We start from the raw sequence: 16,347 nt of genomic DNA on the forward strand, positions 1-16,347 counted from the left end.
TTTTTCTATTTTTTGCCAAAAGAAGTTCTTTTAATAATTGGTGTAAAGAAACTCAATACAGAAATAATAAGTAGAACTAAGCTGATAGGGTTAGTCAAAAATATCATCCAACTACCATCGGAAATTAATAGAGCCCTCCTTAAATTTGACTCCATCATACCTCCTAGAACGATAGCAAGAACAATTGGAGCTAAAGGGTAATTAAATTTCTTTAAAAAATACCCCAAAATACCAAAAGCTAATGTAATGTAGACATCGAACATTAAATTCCGTACAGAAAACGCTCCTATAACTGCAATACATAGTATAAGTGGAGCTATAATAGACTGTGGCAAGCTGATCAATTTTACCCAAAAATTTGTTAATAAACTCCCTATTAAAAACATAAATATGCAGGTTATGAATAATCCAACAATTAAAGAATAAAATAAATCACCATCAGTTTCCATCAATTTTGGTCCTACAGTTAAGCCATGAAGCATAAAAGCGCCTAACAAAAATGCAGTAGTAGGAGATCCCGGTATCCCTAGAGATAATAATGGAACTAACGCTCCTCCTACTGTTGCATTGTTCGCTGCTTCGGGAGCTGCAACACCTGATAGAGCACCTTTACCATAATCTTCTTTATCTTTAGCAATGCGCTTAGATTGTTGATAGGCTATCCAAGAAGCAATACTGCCACCTGCTCCCGGAATTACACCTACAATAGAACCGATAAAACTACTTTGGAAAATTACTGGCAGTAAACCTTTGAACTCTTTTTTTGTGATAAATTGCCTCGAAATTTTTTTCTTTACCTTTTTTATAGATTCGTTATTTAAAAACATATTAAATACTTCTGAGACAGCATATAGTCCCATTAAGGCAGGGATTATAGAAATTCCCTCAAGCAGATAAAAACTCCCGAATGTGTATCTGGACTGACCAGTTAAGGGATCTAAACCTATTGAAGCAATTAAAAGTCCTAAGATACCCATCAATAGGCCCTTAAGTAAAGACTTTCCGCTTAATGAGGCTACCAAAGATAGACCAAAGACACCTAAAGCGAAGTATTCTGCTGGCCCAAAATTAAGTGCGAATTTCATTAATGGAATAGTTAAAAACAACAGTACAAGCGTTGTGAATAATCCCCCGATTGTGGATGCTGTAATTGAAGCCCCTAATGCCTTTCCCGGATATCCTTTTAAAGTAAGAGGATATCCATCTTCAACTGTTGCTGTAGCCGCTGTCGTCCCTGGTGCAGAAATTAAAATAGCAGTGATAGATCCTCCATATTCTGCCGTCATATAAATGGCTATTAGTAAAATCAATGCAGTAGTTGGATCCATTCCAAATGTTGCAGGAATAAATAAAGTTGTCCCTATTGTTGGTCCTAAACCAGGAAGTGCTCCTATAATAATTCCTGCGATAGAACCCAATAAAATAACTAATAACATCTCTAATGAACCAACTATAGATAAAGCATTAGCAAGGTTCTCAACCATACTGTACCTCCTCGCACATTTTTTATACAGAATTTAATTCATGGTACTGGTAAGGATATTATCCTTTCAAATACAATATAAATAAATAGAGCATATAGAATTGGAATCAATAAGAGCTGTGACCATTTCCTTATCCCTAATAAGAGGTATAAAAGAACAATCAATAAAATTGATGAAAAATAGTATCCAATGATATTAATTGAAAACATATAAGCAATTGCAATTAATACATACAGGAAATATTTTTTATCTAATTTGAATGCTTCTCCTGCCTTTTCTTTTATACTATTTATTAGAATTAACACAGAAAGTAATATTCCAACAATAACATAGACCATTGGTACATAAGATGCTCCAATCACATTTGGATTGGGTGAGCTAGGTATTTGTAGTGTCATATACAAGATTCCTAACATTAAAGCTAGTAACAAAGCAGAAAAGATTCCATTAGCAATTCTCATTCTATCACCTACTATCTTTAATTTTATTTGAATAAATAAGGAGAGATAACCCCCCTCCCTATGGATTTTCAAATAAAATCATTCTAACAACCCCATATCTTTTGAAAATTCAATACGTCCATTAACTTCTGATTTAAGCCGTTCATCTAGCTTATCAGGACTAGTAGTATCATTCTCTTGGTTTCTTTTCTTTTGAAAAGCTAACCACTTTTCCGTTTCGGTAACTTTTTTAATGGCTTGATGCATTTTGTCTATGATTTCTTCGGGTGTTCCTTTTTTTGCAGCTAACCCTCTCCATAAAGTTTCTGTTATATCGTACCCTTCTTCTTTAAATGTTGGTACCTCAGGATAATTTTCAGTTCTTTCCTCAGAGCTAACTGCTAGAAGTCTGATTTCACCACTTTCCAGAGAAGACAATGCAGTACTAGGGGTCATAATTGCTACATCTATGTGGCCCCCTAAAAGTGAAGCAGCAACTTTATCAGTTGTATCTATTGGGATCCACTTGCTTTCAAAATCGGCTATTTTTTGTAATTTATAGTATACATACGTCATAAAACCAGCGCTTCCATAACCCCCGACAATAAATTCATCTGGATTGTTTTTCATTGCCTCTACAAAATCATCCATTGTCTTCAAAGGGCTATCCGCTGGAACTGCAATTGAAGCTGGCTCTTGCTGTAAAGAATAAACGAGTGACCAGTCTTCCGGCCCAAAAGGAATTTGTTCTTGTGCCATTCCAAAACTAGTGCTACTTGTCATTGTTTGAAATGTATAACCATCAGCTGAAGCTGTTTGGGTTGCTGTTTGGGAAATAGACTGCGCCCCTCCTGGGAGGTTTTCCGCTATCACATTAACACCTAGTTCTTCTTCAAGCATAGGCGCTAATTGACGAATGGCTGTATCTAAATTTCCCGAACCACTGTGGATGTTAATATGGATATCCTTGGTTGGCCATTGAGCTGCATCATCTGCGGCATTGTTTTTACCTTGGGAGCCTTTTGAAGTACTTTCACTACACCCAACTACTAACAGCAGGCATAATATTCCTAAAATAGTTAACCTCAAATTCCTTTTAATATTCATTAATTTTATCCCCCTCTATTTGTTATTTAGTCAGAGACTTTTCTGCGACATCAATTTGTTGTAGTACTTCCTTAAAATTCTCTGGGGTATTATTTATAAAATGTTTCTTTAAATCTGTTTCCACTAACAAACGTAATTTTTCCTCTGTTGCTTTGGATAATAATGAATTTACATTAAGCTTATCTAAAGTTTTAATTACTTCCTCCATTTCCGATACTCTACGTTCCGCATGTGTTGCTGTCCTTGTTATCAAAAGGTCTGCGGTATCTTTTAATGGTTTATCACGAATTGAATGGTCGATAGATTCAACAATCAAATCATTTACCCCGAATTTTTCACCAGCTGAAAGAGTTTCGATTAATAACATTGTGAATCCTTTCATAAATATACTTCTAATCATCTTTATAGCAGAAGCACTACCAGGTTTATCATCAATTATTGTTATGTCCATCCCCACTTTATTTCCGAACTCAGAAAAATAACTGGATCCTTTACCACTTATTAATAGAGGTACTTTATGTTTAAATTTTGGAATAGACTCAACAACAGCGACATCTACAAAATTTGATACACCTGAAATTAAGGTGGAAATTTCCTCTTTAACCATGGGAGATGCAGCATTAATATCAACAAACAGGTGTTTACTATTTAAATAAGGTAACGCTTCCTTTGCGACCGTAAGTGCATATTTAGCACTGGCGGCGCTTACAACAATATGACTATTTAATACCAGTTCCTTAAGACTCGACATTAAAGTAACGCCTAGTTCTTCTGCCCTATTTCTTATTAATTGGCCTAGTTTTGGGTGATCTTGACTAACATCAAAGGCAATTATTTCTTGAGATTCTTCATGAATTAAACCACTAGATATTTGGTAAGCTGCTTCCCCGAAACCTATAAATCCTAATTTTTTTGTTTTCATAGTTTGTCTCCTTATCTCTTATTGAATCTTCATTCTAGTAATTGACGACATTTCCACTGTGTAATCTTCTCGAAGATCCTAGAAGTCTAAAAGCATATATCAATAATAGACCTGACGAAACTCTGTAACAACGGACCTTTCCATACCATCGACCATCCTTTTTACCAAACGCTTACATTTGTGCCTTGAAGACGTATATTCGATGCACTATTGCAAAACTGCTGTTAATTCAATTTGTACTCTAAGTCCTTCCCTCAGGTTTTGAACTGTGCTATGTCTTGCCGGTCGATTATCTTCATTCGGAAACATTTTGAGCCATTCTACATTTACGATCTTTTTATATCCACGGTCTGTTATTGAAATACCTAAATGAGCAATGTCGTCGGTTGTCCCCCCAGCCAGTTCCATAATTTCTCGAATGTAATGAAAAAGATTCGCCACTTCTTCATTAATACTTTCTGGCATTTCACCTGTTTCTGGATCAGAACCAATGATGGCAGAAGTGTATACCATATTGCCTATCTTCACTGCGGTTGGAATAGGATTTTGGTGGTTCGATCCTTTCACGTGAAGTACCTCACGTTTTGCCATATCTATTCACCCCCTTTTATAATGAAAAGTACTTACCCTAAAACTAGGATTCCTCTTTCTTATAGAGGAATCAATGGTAGAAATTTATGCCAATTGATTATTTCGAGCTTTCATGAGATCGTCTTCCGTTTCATAGTAAACAACATTTTCTTTTTCTAATGTTGGTCTCAGATTATAGAAATCCAGACTAAGCTCACCTCTGGTAATTTTTTCTTTGGTCCGCTCCTCTTTCTGCAGACGTCTAATGGAAGATTCAAGTGCAAAATCCAAATCTTTTTGTTTAACAACTACGACGCCATCATCATCTGCCATAACCAGATCACCCGGATTCACACTGGTATCGGCACAAACTGTTGAAGCATTGACCCATCCACCTCGTGTTTTACCAGTGCCAGCAGAATGAACCGCTTTTGTCCAAACAGGAAACCCCAGTTCTTTTATTCGAGCAACATCACGGATAGCGGAGTCGATAATTACACCTTGAACACCACGCTCGATTAATGCCCGGACAATCAATTCCCCAATCATTCCAGCGATATTTTCACCAATAGTGGTAATAACAAGAATGTCACCAGGTTTGCAAACTTCAATTGCTGCATGGATCATGAGATTGTCCCCGGCATAACAGGTTGCCGTAACAGCTGGTCCCACAATCTGGGTATTATTTAATATGGGGCTTAATTCTTTATTCATCAAACCTTGTTTTCCCTGTGCCTCATAGACAGTAGAAACATCAAGTTTTTTAAATTCATCTATTATTTGTTGACTTGGACGAGTGATATTTTTAAGCACATATTTCCTCATTATATAAATTCACCTCCAACATAAGGAAAGAATCGAGTGAATGCTTCGGCATATTTATATTCCTTCTCTCCGGAGCATCTGCGCGCATGATTCCCACGCATTTTTGCTTTCCACCCATAATAGTCAATTAAATGTGGCTGTGCTTTAAAGCAATTCATAGCTGCTTCTTTTCGTTCATAGGTTTCCGTAATATCAAGTATAACCTCTGGCTTGAAATCACTAATCTCTGATTGGTGCGGTTCAAACCCAAATATTTGCGCTTGCTTTACAGTAGTTGTTCCTTCAAGTTTTACTCCATTTGAAGTAGAGAGAACACTAGCATCAAATACATACTTACTGACCGTTTCGTGATCCGGGTTAAAAGCATCCTTGGGACCATGCGTTAAGATATGATGAGGTTTAACCTTCCTGATTTTATGTACTAATCGCTCCACCCGTTCATTGTTAATCTCCATATGATAATCCTGGTAATCCCAAAATTCGATATCTTTAACACCTAGACATTCTGCAGCTGCTTCAATCTCACCATGACGAGTAGATTTTACATTTTCCAGGGTTTGCCCTTCCATATTCCATAAAGCATTTGATTCCCCTCTTGCCCCATAACTTAGAATCAAAAGTGAAACGTTGGCACCATGCTTCACATATTTTGCAATGGTCCCTCCCCCTCTCCATACAAAATCTGCAGCATGTGCGCTTACAACTAGCAAATTAGTATTCTTATCAATCATTTATCTGATTCCTCCTATGCATATTCAACATCACCTTGATAATCATTTTTATTGAACTTTATTGTTGAACAACTTTGTTTATATTTTATTATAATTTAGCATATTGTTTATGTCAACACAGAATATAAACAAAATTTCTTCGGTTTATAAAAATGTTTGAATGTTACTTGCTATATTTTCTAAAGTGTGGAGATATTTGTATATCTTCTGCGGAATGAGATGGCGAGTATAATATTTTTAGTGTTTTTAATAATAGGCCTTTTTATTAAGGCTTAGTTTGTCTGCGTTATTTTAAACACACTAGGAAGTAAATATAAAAAAGCTAACAAAAAAGGATTTTAAACCCTATAATTTTTGTTAGCTTGATGGCTATGGGAGTGCTACAAGAGGGTAACTAGGCCTTAGTCGACAGGAATCCCACCCGTTATATGTTACGACATTTGCTCGGTCGCTCTGACAGGCACTTTGTTTCAACAGAACTCTTCCAACTCTTGTATGAAATATGTTATAATTATTCACTAAAAGTCTCATTTTTTCCTTTAGATTCGCTATTAATTTGGTATCTAAAGTATTCTGTTAGCTTTTCAAAGAAATACTTCAAAAGCTGGAAAAGTGATTCGTATATACATTTAGCAGTAATTTAAAGAAAAAGTAAACTACAGGAGACCATTATGCTAAATAAAAATGATGTTATTCCACTATATGTTCAATTAAAACGTATACTTCGATCCCAAATTCTAAATGGGGTTTTCAAGGAAATGGACCTGCTTCCATCAGAAACTCAACTCATGAAGGAATATCAAATCACTAGAACAACCATCCGAAAAGCAATAGCTGAACTCAATAAGGAAGGGCTTGTTCAACAGGTTCACGGAAAGGGAACCTATGTTAGGCTTCGTGAAACAAAGGATACAGTTTGGAATTTTCAAAGTTTTTCGGATTTAGCCCGAAGGCATAACCAAAAACCAATTACCAAAGTATTGGAAAAAGAAACCTATTCAAAAGATGGAGATCATTTTTTAAAGCTGGTTCGTTTACGAGGATTAAAATCGGAGGAAACAACTACTTGGATGACCATTGATACTTCACACTTGCCTTTGAAAATATTCCCAAATTTAGAGGCGAATAATTTTTCCTCCACATCTTTATATGAATTAATGCGGGAAACCTATAACATCCATCCACACTATACAAATTTAAACATAGAACCTATGATGAGTACGCCCCTCATATGTGATAGATTAGAATTACAAGAAGAACAACCTTTGTTAAGAAGTTCCGGCATTGTTCTGACGGAGAGTAACGTTGAAATAGAACGTATTGAAATTATTTATAGTCCAAATTTTAAGTTCAAACTTTCTCAATACATCCATTCTTAAATACTATTTCTATAGCAAAGCCCCCCTTTCAGGCATGCTAGATTAAAGTAAAATCCAAGCTTAAATAGTTATAAATTTTAATCTAACGTGATTGACATTATTCAAGGGGCACTTTATACTTTAAGTAACTCATACGTATGAGTATATGAGTTAGGAGGATGTATATGAAGGATAAGATTCTAGGAACGTTATATGGATTAGCAATTGGGGATGCATTTGGTATGCCATCTGAATTATGGAGCAGGCGCAAGGTAAAAGATTTTTTTGGCAGAATTACTACTTTCCTGGATGGCCCTGCAGAGAATAATGTTGCGTGTAACTTTACAAAGGGACAATTTACGGACGACACAGCCCAGGCATTGCTTATACTTGATGCGCTCGATAAAAATAACTTTGAGCCGTCTGACAAACTTATTGCAGAAGCTTTAATTAAATGGGCAAACGAAACAAACGCTTTTGACAATAATATTCTAGGACCAAGTTCCAAGGCAGCTTTAAACGCAATTAAGGCCGGCAAAGATCCTTCTGTGTACACAAAGAAAGCGTTGACAAATGGAGCTGCTATGAGAATCGCCCCGATCGGCACGCTTTTTTCCAGCACACAGCAAACAGGATTAGTAGATTATGTGCATAAAGTCAGCCAGCCAACCCATGACAGTGACATAGCAATTGGTGGCGCAAGCATGATTGCACATGCGGTTAGCTTGGCAATAGAAGATAAAACCTGGGATGAAATAATGGAATCAACTATCAGCATTTATGATATTGCTGTTAAAGAAGGAGAAGAGACTTTCACTGCATCTATTCCTAAGCGGCTAAAGTTGGGCCTGGAATTTGCCGAAACGTATAAGGGCAATGAAGAAGTCTTTGCACAGCATATTTATGATGTTATAGGCTGTGGCACTTTAACAAGTGAATCTGTTCCATCCGCATTAGCAATCGCTTATTTTTGCAAGGATCCCCATTATTGTGCCCTTTTTAGTGCAAATATCGGAGGAGATACCGACACAATTGGTGCTATGGCCACTGCTATTTGCGGAGCAAAATCCGGATATAAAGCAATCAACAAAGATTGGATTAACATGATAGATCAAAATAATAATGTGCAGTTACATGATTATGCTGACATGTTGGAAAAAGAAAGGCAAAACCGGAGGGATTAACATGGAAAATAAAGAGAAAATATTTCTGACGGATGAAGAGAAAACGGGTAAACCAAGAGATCTATTTTTCATTTGGTTTGCTGCTAATATGGGAATTCTCGGTATTGTATATGGCGCACTCATTATAGGATATGGATTAAGTTTCATGCAATCAATCCTGGTTGCCATTCTTGGACCATTATCTTTTGCACTTGTCGGTTATGCAAGCCTTGCCGGAAGAGATAGCGGGGCTGTCACTTTTATGCTTTCCAGAGCTGCATATGGTTTTAAAGGAAATCATATCCCGGCGCTAATTGGCTGGGTAGGGCAGATTGGCTGGTTATCTGTAAACGTTTCAACCGGAACATTAACCCTTTTGGCTCTTTTCAGTGCGTTTGGAATAAGCACAAACACATTACTAATCCTGATCAGCCTAGCCATTTTTGCCGGTCTGGTTATCACTTCCAGTTTCTTTTCCCAGGAGACGCTTGTATCCATTCAAACATTTTTCACGTATGTGTTCGGCGGGCTAACCTTACTTGTTCTTTCTATGCTGATACCTAAGACAGATTGGAATGCACTTTTTTCCATGAGCAGCGGTCCCTGGTTAACAGGTTTCTTGCCTGCACTTGCGTTTGTTATCGTTGGGACAGGCTTAACTTGGACAAATGCATCTGCAGATTATAGCCGTTTCCAAAAAAGAAGCAATAAATCTTCGGCCATTATCGGCAATGTAACAATCGGAGCATTCATTCCCTTATTTTTAATCATTGGCACAGGAATCTTACTTGCCACGTCCGCTCCGGAATTATCCAGTGCAGAAAATCCTATCTTGCTTATCAGTGAAATGCTGCCTGAATGGATGACTGTCATTTATCTTTTCGCTGCACTTGGAGGTCTTACTCCCATGTGCTTTATTGGCTTAAAGTCTTCCAGACTTATTATGGGTACCTTTAATATACGGATGAAGGATTCTACTGCAATTACGATACATGCGATTATCATTATATTGATTCCGCTTTATGTACTGGTGGTATCAAGAGATTTTCTTGGCTATTTTGAAGCATTTTTAGGACTGCTCGGTATTGGTTTAGCTGCCTGGGTTTCCATCTTCCTTGTTGATTATATATTTTTACGAAGAAAACAGGGCTATGATCCAAGGCTGCTGGAAGATGCGAAATACAATAAAATTAATATCGGTGGTGTGGTAAGCTGGTTTACCGGTGTTATCATTGGATTGCTTCTTACCACCCTTGCTTCCACAAGCTTCGATCTGCTAATCACGTTTTTTGTAAGTGGAGGACTTTATTATATTACGAATGTTCTGCGTAAAACCGATAAGTCTCAGGAGGAGATTTCATGACTGGACATAAATCAAGCTTTTATAAAATAAACAGTCGGAAGAAAGCATTGGTATTAGGTAGTGCTGTCATTGATGTTATCGTAACCATACCAGCACTTCCGAAAACTGGTAATGATGTATTTGCCGGGGCTCAGGAGGTCATTGTAGGCGGTTGTGCATATAATGTCGGCAACATCCTTAAACAGTTAAATGCATCCTATGATTTGTTGATCCCAATTGGAAACGGTCCCAATGCTGCGCATATTAAAAAACAGATTGCATTGGATGGTCATGATCAAATGCTAAGTGAATTTAAAGGAGACAACGGTTGGTGCTTATGTATGGTGGAAGGGAATGGAGAACGTACATTTATGACTGTTCCTGGGATAGAGAATGACTGGCAGGAAGACTGGTTTGAACAAGTAAACCTGCGCGAATATGATTATATATATTTATCGGGATACTCTTTTGAAGGGGAATCAGCAAAAGTATTGCTAAATCAACTAAAAAACAAAAGAGAGGGAACAGATATTATCTTTGATCCATCTCCGCGAGTCAGTGAAATGAATAAGGCACACTTGAATGAACTCTTGGAGTTGGGAACCATATTGCATTGCAATCGAGACGAGTTGTTGGCGTTAAGTGAACAGGATGATGTAGAGACTGGTGCAAAAATAATGAATAGAAAAACGAATAAACCAGTAGTAGTTACACTTGGCAGTGAAGGGACACTATTTGCAGACAATGGCACATCAAAACTTTGTAAAGGTAGAAATGTGCCTCTAGTAGATACAATCGGTGCTGGCGATACGCATACAGCTGCTTTTATTGCGGCCTTACTTGATGAGCAGTCTATAGAAACGGCATGTATATGGGGGAATGATGCCGCTGCTAAAGTTGTCCAGGTACAGGGAGCGAGTGTGGAGCTTTTTAAGGGTTAGGCTAAATACTGGCTGTTGGGAATGATTTGAAAAATTCTTGTGAGTATTGCGGATAGATTGAGCCAGCAGTTCGGATTTTTAAGCCACTGTTTGCGGATATTAGAGCCAGTGAGTGCGAGAAAGGGAGCCATCCAGTGGTTAGTAAAATACAAAATTATATAAAGAAATTGAGACAGATATCGCTCTGTCCCACTTTCTTTAGTTGGCGATTACGCCACCATCAACGTAAAGTTCTGTACCTGTAATGAATTTAGATTCATCAGATGCCAAGCATAAAGCAGCATTAGCATTTGTCCCGGAACCATCAATGCTGCTTTATATACCAAGATGGCAATCAGAAGATGACCAAATTTACAGAAAATGGAAAATCCCTACTCCAATGAAGTCGGCACTTTCCCATGCTACAGATGTTTTCATTTACTTTAACTGCCTTACAAAGCACTCTATTAATACTAGCTCCCACCGTCAATTCTTCCTAATCTTATCAAACAATACAGCCAATATTATAACTGAACCGATAACAATCTGTTGGGTATAAGAGCATACATTTAAAATGTTTAATCCATTTCTTAAAACGCTAATAATTAAAGCTCCAACCAGGGTACCAAATATTTTCCCCCGTCCGTCGGATAGGCTTGTTCCTCCAATTACTGCTGCAGCTATTGCCTCGAGTTCGTACATGTTACCCGCAATTAGTTGAGCGGAGTTTAATCTTGCCGTAAGAAGTATTGCGCCTATCGCTGATGCAACACCAGCTATAATATATACGATTAACAGCACCTTTTTTAAATTGATACCCGACAGTTCTACTGCTTCGTGATTGCCTCCAATTGCATATATATGCCTAATCTAGTATATTTTAAAATAATATATCCTAAAATAAACATGGCTATCATAATATAGATGACGTAAAATAGTTTGCAGTAAATGCAGGTTATCTTGTCGCATATTCCAAACAAAATGTTTCCAATCATTGTCATCAAGTTCATAGATTTTATAATTTAATTGTTCCCATTTAATTAAATCCTTACTCCCAAACTTAAGAGCAACTGGTTTGAAGTCTTTTTTCGTTCCAAGAAAATCTCCAACGGTAACATCGGATATTTCTAAAATTCGTTTATTCGGAAGAACTGGTCAGACCTTTTATTTTTCCACCAACAACTGCCGCAGCTCTTTGCCCCCGCTTTAGCATTGATCCATTGAAAATGCAATAGATCATATGATTCCTTTAACACATTAACGTTGTGGGGGTCTTACTTACCCCAAATACTACTAAAAAGACGATATCTAAATAACCGCCCCGTCGCTTAAACTCATTCAGTTGAATTGTTTCCGAATTGATTTTACTTTATTTAATTCATAACTGATATTTATATCCTTCCCAAAATAAGATGTTAGTCTGTTAAAAAAGTTTTCAGCACTACTTAATAACGCGTTTATAAACCCCTGCATCGGTACAGTTACACTTGTAATTCTGCCCTCATCAACTGTAAATAATATTAAATCTTTTGAAACAACTTTCATCTCAACTTTTATTGGCTGGTCTGGAAAGTAAGTCACACCATATCCAGTCTGTATTACATCTTCTATTAAATTAATAAAATAGCTCCACAATTGGTCAACCAAATCCCATAAACTATAATCCATTATTAGTTGGTCATAATACTTAATTGTTATAACACCATCAAGATAATCAAGATCCAAATTTTGCTTGTATTTTTTAATTTCCTTTACGTTGTCAATGTCAACAAAATACTTAGTTGGGTTTTCCAGAATTTCATTTAAATTATCAATTTGAGTATTTGGTATTTTTATAAATGTATTAATGTTAATCATAACGTCACCTACTTAGAATATAACTGTCCTATTCTTCCCTTATTTAAACCCACTACATATTCAATTCCATTTACAGTTCCAAATATTTGATATGAGCTCGTTGTGCCGTGATTCATTAAAGTAGTTCGATTCTGTTGCATTATACTTTCTACGATGTTAGCTACATCATCAACTGATAAATTTTTATCAAGAAATGATTGGCTTTTTTTGATTGTACCATTCCAATACTCAAGGTGATGCCTTTCCAGTATATGCTTCATACCTTTTTTATCTAGCAGGAACTGTTGATTTCCAAAAGTCATTTTCTTGCTTTGGAAAGTAGACAAATCATTAACGACTTTTTCAGGATTAGCTTTTTTTATATTCTTACCGGTACTCTCAACCTCCGAAAAATTCTCTGCCTTCCTAATCAACTCATCCCTCAAATTCACCCCATCCACCACATTATAAGGAACCCTAGATCCCCCAGCCAGCTGATACTGTGGTGCATAAGGTAAAAACCGCGACAAATCGATATTTTCCACGGCTGCCGCAGCCTTTTTTGCCCCCGTCTTAGTCGTCGCCACCCCAGTCTTCGTAACAGTCCCCGCACCTTTTGTACCAAACACAGCTGTAGCAACAGTACCTAACGCATACGTAACCCAATGCGAACGACTCTCAGCATCACCATTGATCATATCACGTTCAAAGGATTCGGCTATGGCATTCCCGATATATTTGCCTGTTTCAACAGGGTGAATCACCATAGTCGCCGTTGAATCCACCGTTTCAACCGGGTGAATGATGGTATTTCCTATCCCAACTAACGTGTCCTTTCCTACATCATAGACTCCAATCGCCGCACCTTTACTAGTGTTGACTATCCCTTTCCCGAGCTCAACGGCGCCATCCACTATTTTTGTCCATAAACTGGTTTCTTCCTTTTCCTCTATAACCGGCTCCCCATACACTTCTTTTAAAATCGTGGGAAGGGAAGGCAACTTTAATGCCGTCAATGCATTAAACGTGGTAATGGAATAATCAGAAGCAAACGTACGTGACATCTCGTTTATGTATTGATTCAACAGCGTCAGATCTTCCCCCACTTTCGTTAAGGACTTCGTCTGTTCGTAGTCCAGATTATACAGCTGCTCGATATTATTCTTCACTTTCTTTTTTCCTTTTTGGACCATGGAGCTAAATTCCTCCATGTCAAGCTTGGGTAAAGAGACAAGATCCGAAACACTGGCCATTATCCCATTGGCTTCATCAACTAAATCAGCCGCTACCCGTTCTGCTTTATCCAATCCATTTTGAACATCGACCTCCAGAAATTCCTCTCTGACCAACCCCTGTTCATTTGGTTCATAGGATTGAACAGCCTGCTGCAGCTTTTCTAATGTTTGCCTGTAATGGGTTAACGACTGGTACAAAAAGATCAAAAAGGGAGCATGAATGCCTTCATAAAAGGAACGGATCGACTCGCCTGTCCTACCTCTTAAATAGTTTTCTAAATCAATAATACCCCTGACGCCTTTTTGCATTTCGGTTATTTTGGCTTGAACATGGCTGATTTCCTTTAGTGTCGCATTGATTCCTTCATGCAAACTTGCAGAATCTAAAGTCTTCATTACACCCCCCTCCTCAGCTATTTATTAAACGTCATGTAGTCAGCTAGAATCAGATCCGTTTCGATTAGCGACTCCACAGAACCTTCCGTTGTTCTTAAATGGTGAAGCAGCAATAACTGATAAGAATTAATCAGGGATGAATAGGCATGATTTAATTGATTTAGCTGGCCCAAAAGATCCAGTTGATTTTCTCCTTCGATCTTTTCTGGAAAAGCAGATTCAAAGTTTTGCGCAGCTCCTTCCAGTGCAGAAATAGCTTGCTTGATCGGGTTTTGTTCAATTTTTATTTCCGTAGACATGTAATCCCCCCTCTTTTTCGATTCATACAGGCTAACAACGACCATTCATTCTTTATTTTCACTATCAATAACTTCCACCCTTTTGTCAATGATACGAAATACCTAGTTTGCTATTCGCTTTTTCCAGGCTTTTACCTGATGTATAATAGTAATTGACAGCGACTTGCTTGAACTCCGTGTCGAATTGCTTCCTATTTTTGTCATGTGATGATTCCTCCCAGTAGAGCAAACCAGAAATCCTTTCCAGTTTGATTATTTCATATCATAGCGTGAATCTTGTTAGAATGGAATTAATATGAAATATATCCATTTGGTGGGGTGAATGGCATGTCTATCAATCTTTCAAGACGCGAACAGAATATATTGCATCATTGGAAAAAATGGTCAACGCATCCAATATCGGATGAAATTAAGAGCAGCAATCATCTGTCAATTAGCTCATGAAAATAAAACAGTGCATCAAGTTGCCGAAAATCTGGGCATGACGGTTAAAGCCGTTGAACGCTCGTCATTTACACCCTCCATTTGATATATCACGATTTAAAAAGAGGGTATACAATAAAGGCTGTTTTCTCAAATATTGTTGTTTTTGAGATATATTTTTAATAATTTGATTTTCTGATAGAATAGGATTATGACATATCAAATAGAATAAAGAAATATGTCAGTTAAAGGAGTGGTTCTATTGAATAAGAAGGCATTTCATATCTACAACATCATTTTTTTGTTATTATTATTGTCATTTAACGCAATAGCCTTATTTGGGCTGGAATGAGTGAAGGTGGAGTATATTCCTATATGTGGCTCGCAACGGGGCTTTCGTTTGCCATTTGGGGTATCTTATATATTGTTCAATTTGTACGCCCGAACAAGACTTAGCGAATTTCTTGGTTTCTCGTAATGGTAATTTTTTTATTTTTTGGGAAACAGGTCTTGGTACAAAGGTTGGTCTAATGATTGTTGGTTAGAAACAAGAAATATTATGATAGAGTCTAAACAACTTGTGAATACCTTAAAAGAACAGACTAAGGAAGAGTCACTAACCTTGTGGCTATTTTTTTATGCACTTCTAAACATTTGTACAGTCTTGTAATTTGATTTCTGACACGCTAAAATAAGCATTTGCTCCACTCGTTTGTCAAATGCCAGTCCTTCCCAAATTCAAGCCAACGGAACCAATAAAGGTAGTTTGTCTAAGTATTTAGTAGCCACACCTTGAAATCGCTCCATCCAACCTTTTAGGCGACTATGAGAGTTTTTAACGTGTTGAATATGATAGATGCCCTTCTTTACACGTTGCTTTTGACGCTCATTAACTGTTTCGTGCAGCAGCAATTCTTTACGTTTTGTAAACTTCTTGTAGTTCGTTGCTGTGTTTGTACATAACAAAGCAGACGGGTGAATATACTCACCTATCACAGTATCAATTTCTTCCGCTTTTACACGTCCTGTTCCTGCTTTTCGAACGATTAGATTTCCGTTGCGGTCTTGTGCTACTACGACAGCAATTTTAGAGTTAGAATGCCCCTTTTCTTGTCTTTTTCTCCACGTTTCTTGGGCTTTCTATCGGTGACTTCACTACCTTTTAAAGACTCACGAAAGAAGGTTTCGTCACTCTCAACCGGATTAACCCCCGAATTTTGGACAATAACACTCTTAAACTAGCTTTTCCTTAAAATTACGTTATTTTCTCCAGTTTATCTTCTTCTTTTGTCCGCC

The 16,347-nt window shown here is 37.3% G+C and carries 17 protein-coding genes and 1 pseudogene; 5 read left to right on the forward strand and 13 right to left on the reverse strand.

Features of this window, described 5'->3' with window-relative positions; all coding sequences use genetic code 11:
• Window positions 1-5: 5 nt before the first annotated feature.
• From IEX12_RS13585 to IEX12_RS13615, 7 genes are all read right to left on the reverse strand, one after another.
• Window positions 6-1,484, reverse strand: coding sequence for a tripartite tricarboxylate transporter permease (locus IEX12_RS13585; protein ID WP_188725366.1), 1,479 nt, complete (start codon window positions 1,482-1,484; stop codon window positions 6-8).
• A gap of 38 nt (window positions 1,485-1,522) precedes the next feature.
• Window positions 1,523-1,945 carry a tripartite tricarboxylate transporter TctB family protein gene (locus IEX12_RS13590; RefSeq protein ID WP_188725367.1) on the reverse strand — a complete coding sequence of 141 codons (423 nt, stop codon included), beginning with the start codon at window positions 1,943-1,945 and terminating at the stop codon, window positions 1,523-1,525.
• Between the two features lie 78 nt (window positions 1,946-2,023).
• Window positions 2,024-3,031: a tripartite tricarboxylate transporter substrate binding protein gene (locus IEX12_RS13595; RefSeq protein WP_188725368.1), complete on the reverse strand. Its 1,008-nt coding sequence runs from the start codon at window positions 3,029-3,031 to the stop codon at window positions 2,024-2,026.
• Window positions 3,032-3,053: 22 nt separating this feature from the next.
• Window positions 3,054-3,953, reverse strand: a complete 900-nt coding sequence (locus IEX12_RS13600; protein WP_188725369.1) for an NAD(P)-dependent oxidoreductase — start codon at window positions 3,951-3,953, stop codon at window positions 3,054-3,056.
• A gap of 207 nt (window positions 3,954-4,160) precedes the next feature.
• Window positions 4,161-4,544, reverse strand: coding sequence for a RidA family protein (locus IEX12_RS13605; protein WP_188725370.1), 384 nt, complete (start codon window positions 4,542-4,544; stop codon window positions 4,161-4,163).
• 84 nt (window positions 4,545-4,628) lie between these two features.
• Window positions 4,629-5,348 carry a 4-carboxy-4-hydroxy-2-oxoadipate aldolase/oxaloacetate decarboxylase gene (locus IEX12_RS13610; protein ID WP_188725371.1) on the reverse strand — a complete coding sequence of 240 codons (720 nt, stop codon included), beginning with the start codon at window positions 5,346-5,348 and terminating at the stop codon, window positions 4,629-4,631.
• Window positions 5,348-6,079: a PIG-L deacetylase family protein gene (locus IEX12_RS13615; protein ID WP_188725372.1), complete on the reverse strand. Its 732-nt coding sequence runs from the start codon at window positions 6,077-6,079 to the stop codon at window positions 5,348-5,350. Before IEX12_RS13615 ends, IEX12_RS13610 begins: the two co-directional genes overlap by 1 nt.
• Before the next feature lie 671 nt (window positions 6,080-6,750).
• On the opposite strand from IEX12_RS13615, the gene IEX12_RS13620 reads away from it, so the two are divergent.
• The 4 genes from IEX12_RS13620 (at window position 6,751) to IEX12_RS13635 (ending at window position 10,883) form a co-directional block, all read left to right on the forward strand.
• Entirely contained in the window at window positions 6,751-7,458 is a 708-nt protein-coding gene (locus IEX12_RS13620; protein ID WP_188725373.1) for a GntR family transcriptional regulator, read from the forward strand.
• Between the two features lie 164 nt (window positions 7,459-7,622).
• Window positions 7,623-8,621, forward strand: a complete 999-nt coding sequence (locus tag IEX12_RS13625) for an ADP-ribosylglycohydrolase family protein (RefSeq protein ID WP_188725374.1) — start codon at window positions 7,623-7,625, stop codon at window positions 8,619-8,621.
• A gap of 1 nt (window position 8,622) precedes the next feature.
• Complete coding sequence (locus IEX12_RS13630; RefSeq protein ID WP_188725375.1) at window positions 8,623-9,963, forward strand: purine-cytosine permease family protein; 1,341 nt, start codon at window positions 8,623-8,625, stop codon at window positions 9,961-9,963.
• A complete protein-coding gene (locus IEX12_RS13635; protein ID WP_188725376.1) occupies window positions 9,960-10,883 on the forward strand; it encodes a PfkB family carbohydrate kinase in 924 nt (307 codons plus the stop codon). Before IEX12_RS13630 ends, IEX12_RS13635 begins: the two co-directional genes overlap by 4 nt.
• Before the next feature lie 198 nt (window positions 10,884-11,081).
• On the opposite strand, the gene IEX12_RS13640 is transcribed toward IEX12_RS13635, so the two are convergent.
• The 5 genes from IEX12_RS13640 to IEX12_RS13660 all read right to left on the reverse strand — a co-directional run bounded on the left by IEX12_RS13640 (window position 11,082) and on the right by IEX12_RS13660 (window position 14,628).
• Window positions 11,082-11,192, reverse strand: a complete 111-nt coding sequence (locus tag IEX12_RS13640; protein ID WP_188725380.1) for an SDR family oxidoreductase — start codon at window positions 11,190-11,192, stop codon at window positions 11,082-11,084.
• 156 nt (window positions 11,193-11,348) lie between these two features.
• Window positions 11,349-11,732 (reverse strand): ABC transporter permease subunit, encoded by a 384-nt coding sequence (locus tag IEX12_RS13645; RefSeq protein ID WP_188725381.1) that lies wholly within the window; start codon window positions 11,730-11,732, stop codon window positions 11,349-11,351.
• A gap of 468 nt (window positions 11,733-12,200) precedes the next feature.
• Window positions 12,201-12,719 carry a hypothetical protein gene (locus IEX12_RS13650; RefSeq protein WP_188725377.1) on the reverse strand — a complete coding sequence of 173 codons (519 nt, stop codon included), beginning with the start codon at window positions 12,717-12,719 and terminating at the stop codon, window positions 12,201-12,203.
• A gap of 8 nt (window positions 12,720-12,727) precedes the next feature.
• On the reverse strand, window positions 12,728-14,329 hold the full coding sequence (locus tag IEX12_RS13655; protein WP_188725378.1) for a T7SS effector LXG polymorphic toxin: 1,602 nt from the start codon (window positions 14,327-14,329) through the stop codon (window positions 12,728-12,730).
• Between the two features lie 17 nt (window positions 14,330-14,346).
• Window positions 14,347-14,628, reverse strand: a complete 282-nt coding sequence (locus IEX12_RS13660; protein WP_088052284.1) for a DUF5344 family protein — start codon at window positions 14,626-14,628, stop codon at window positions 14,347-14,349.
• A gap of 322 nt (window positions 14,629-14,950) precedes the next feature.
• Here IEX12_RS13660 and IEX12_RS13665 point away from each other — a divergent pair, with 322 nt between their 5' ends.
• A complete protein-coding gene (locus IEX12_RS13665) occupies window positions 14,951-15,157 on the forward strand; it encodes a hypothetical protein (RefSeq protein ID WP_088052283.1) in 207 nt (68 codons plus the stop codon).
• 530 nt (window positions 15,158-15,687) lie between these two features.
• On the opposite strand, the pseudogene IEX12_RS13670 reads toward IEX12_RS13665, so the two are convergent.
• Window positions 15,688-16,250 (reverse strand): annotated as a pseudogene (locus IEX12_RS13670) (IS1595 family transposase); the annotation flags it as partial.
• Window positions 16,251-16,347: the final 97 nt, after the last annotated feature.

It is taken from the genome of Lentibacillus populi (genome assembly GCA_014642895.1).
In the GTDB taxonomy this organism is placed as follows: domain Bacteria; phylum Bacillota; class Bacilli; order Bacillales; family Amphibacillaceae; genus Lentibacillus_C; species Lentibacillus_C populi.

Excerpts from the sequence above, each read along its gene's own strand:
- IEX12_RS13610 (WP_188725371.1), bottom strand. The coding sequence starts at position 5,348 with ATGAGGAAATATGTGCTTAAAAATATCACTCGTCCAAGTCAACAAATA.
- IEX12_RS13625 (WP_188725374.1), top strand. The coding sequence starts at position 7,623 with ATGAAGGATAAGATTCTAGGAACGTTATATGGATTAGCAATTGGGGAT.
- IEX12_RS13595 (WP_188725368.1), bottom strand. The coding sequence starts at position 3,031 with ATGAATATTAAAAGGAATTTGAGGTTAACTATTTTAGGAATATTATGC.
- IEX12_RS13650 (WP_188725377.1), bottom strand. The coding sequence starts at position 12,719 with ATGATTAACATTAATACATTTATAAAAATACCAAATACTCAAATTGAT.
- IEX12_RS13585 (WP_188725366.1), bottom strand. The coding sequence starts at position 1,484 with ATGGTTGAGAACCTTGCTAATGCTTTATCTATAGTTGGTTCATTAGAG.
- IEX12_RS13635 (WP_188725376.1), top strand. The coding sequence starts at position 9,960 with ATGACTGGACATAAATCAAGCTTTTATAAAATAAACAGTCGGAAGAAA.
- IEX12_RS13620 (WP_188725373.1), top strand. The coding sequence starts at position 6,751 with ATGCTAAATAAAAATGATGTTATTCCACTATATGTTCAATTAAAACGT.
- IEX12_RS13615 (WP_188725372.1), bottom strand. The coding sequence starts at position 6,079 with ATGATTGATAAGAATACTAATTTGCTAGTTGTAAGCGCACATGCTGCA.
- IEX12_RS13590 (WP_188725367.1), bottom strand. The coding sequence starts at position 1,945 with ATGAGAATTGCTAATGGAATCTTTTCTGCTTTGTTACTAGCTTTAATG.
- IEX12_RS13665 (WP_088052283.1), top strand. The coding sequence starts at position 14,951 with ATGGCATGTCTATCAATCTTTCAAGACGCGAACAGAATATATTGCATC.
- IEX12_RS13660 (WP_088052284.1), bottom strand. The coding sequence starts at position 14,628 with ATGTCTACGGAAATAAAAATTGAACAAAACCCGATCAAGCAAGCTATT.
- IEX12_RS13630 (WP_188725375.1), top strand. The coding sequence starts at position 8,623 with ATGGAAAATAAAGAGAAAATATTTCTGACGGATGAAGAGAAAACGGGT.
- IEX12_RS13655 (WP_188725378.1), bottom strand. The coding sequence starts at position 14,329 with ATGAAGACTTTAGATTCTGCAAGTTTGCATGAAGGAATCAATGCGACA.
- IEX12_RS13605 (WP_188725370.1), bottom strand. The coding sequence starts at position 4,544 with ATGGCAAAACGTGAGGTACTTCACGTGAAAGGATCGAACCACCAAAAT.
- IEX12_RS13600 (WP_188725369.1), bottom strand. The coding sequence starts at position 3,953 with ATGAAAACAAAAAAATTAGGATTTATAGGTTTCGGGGAAGCAGCTTAC.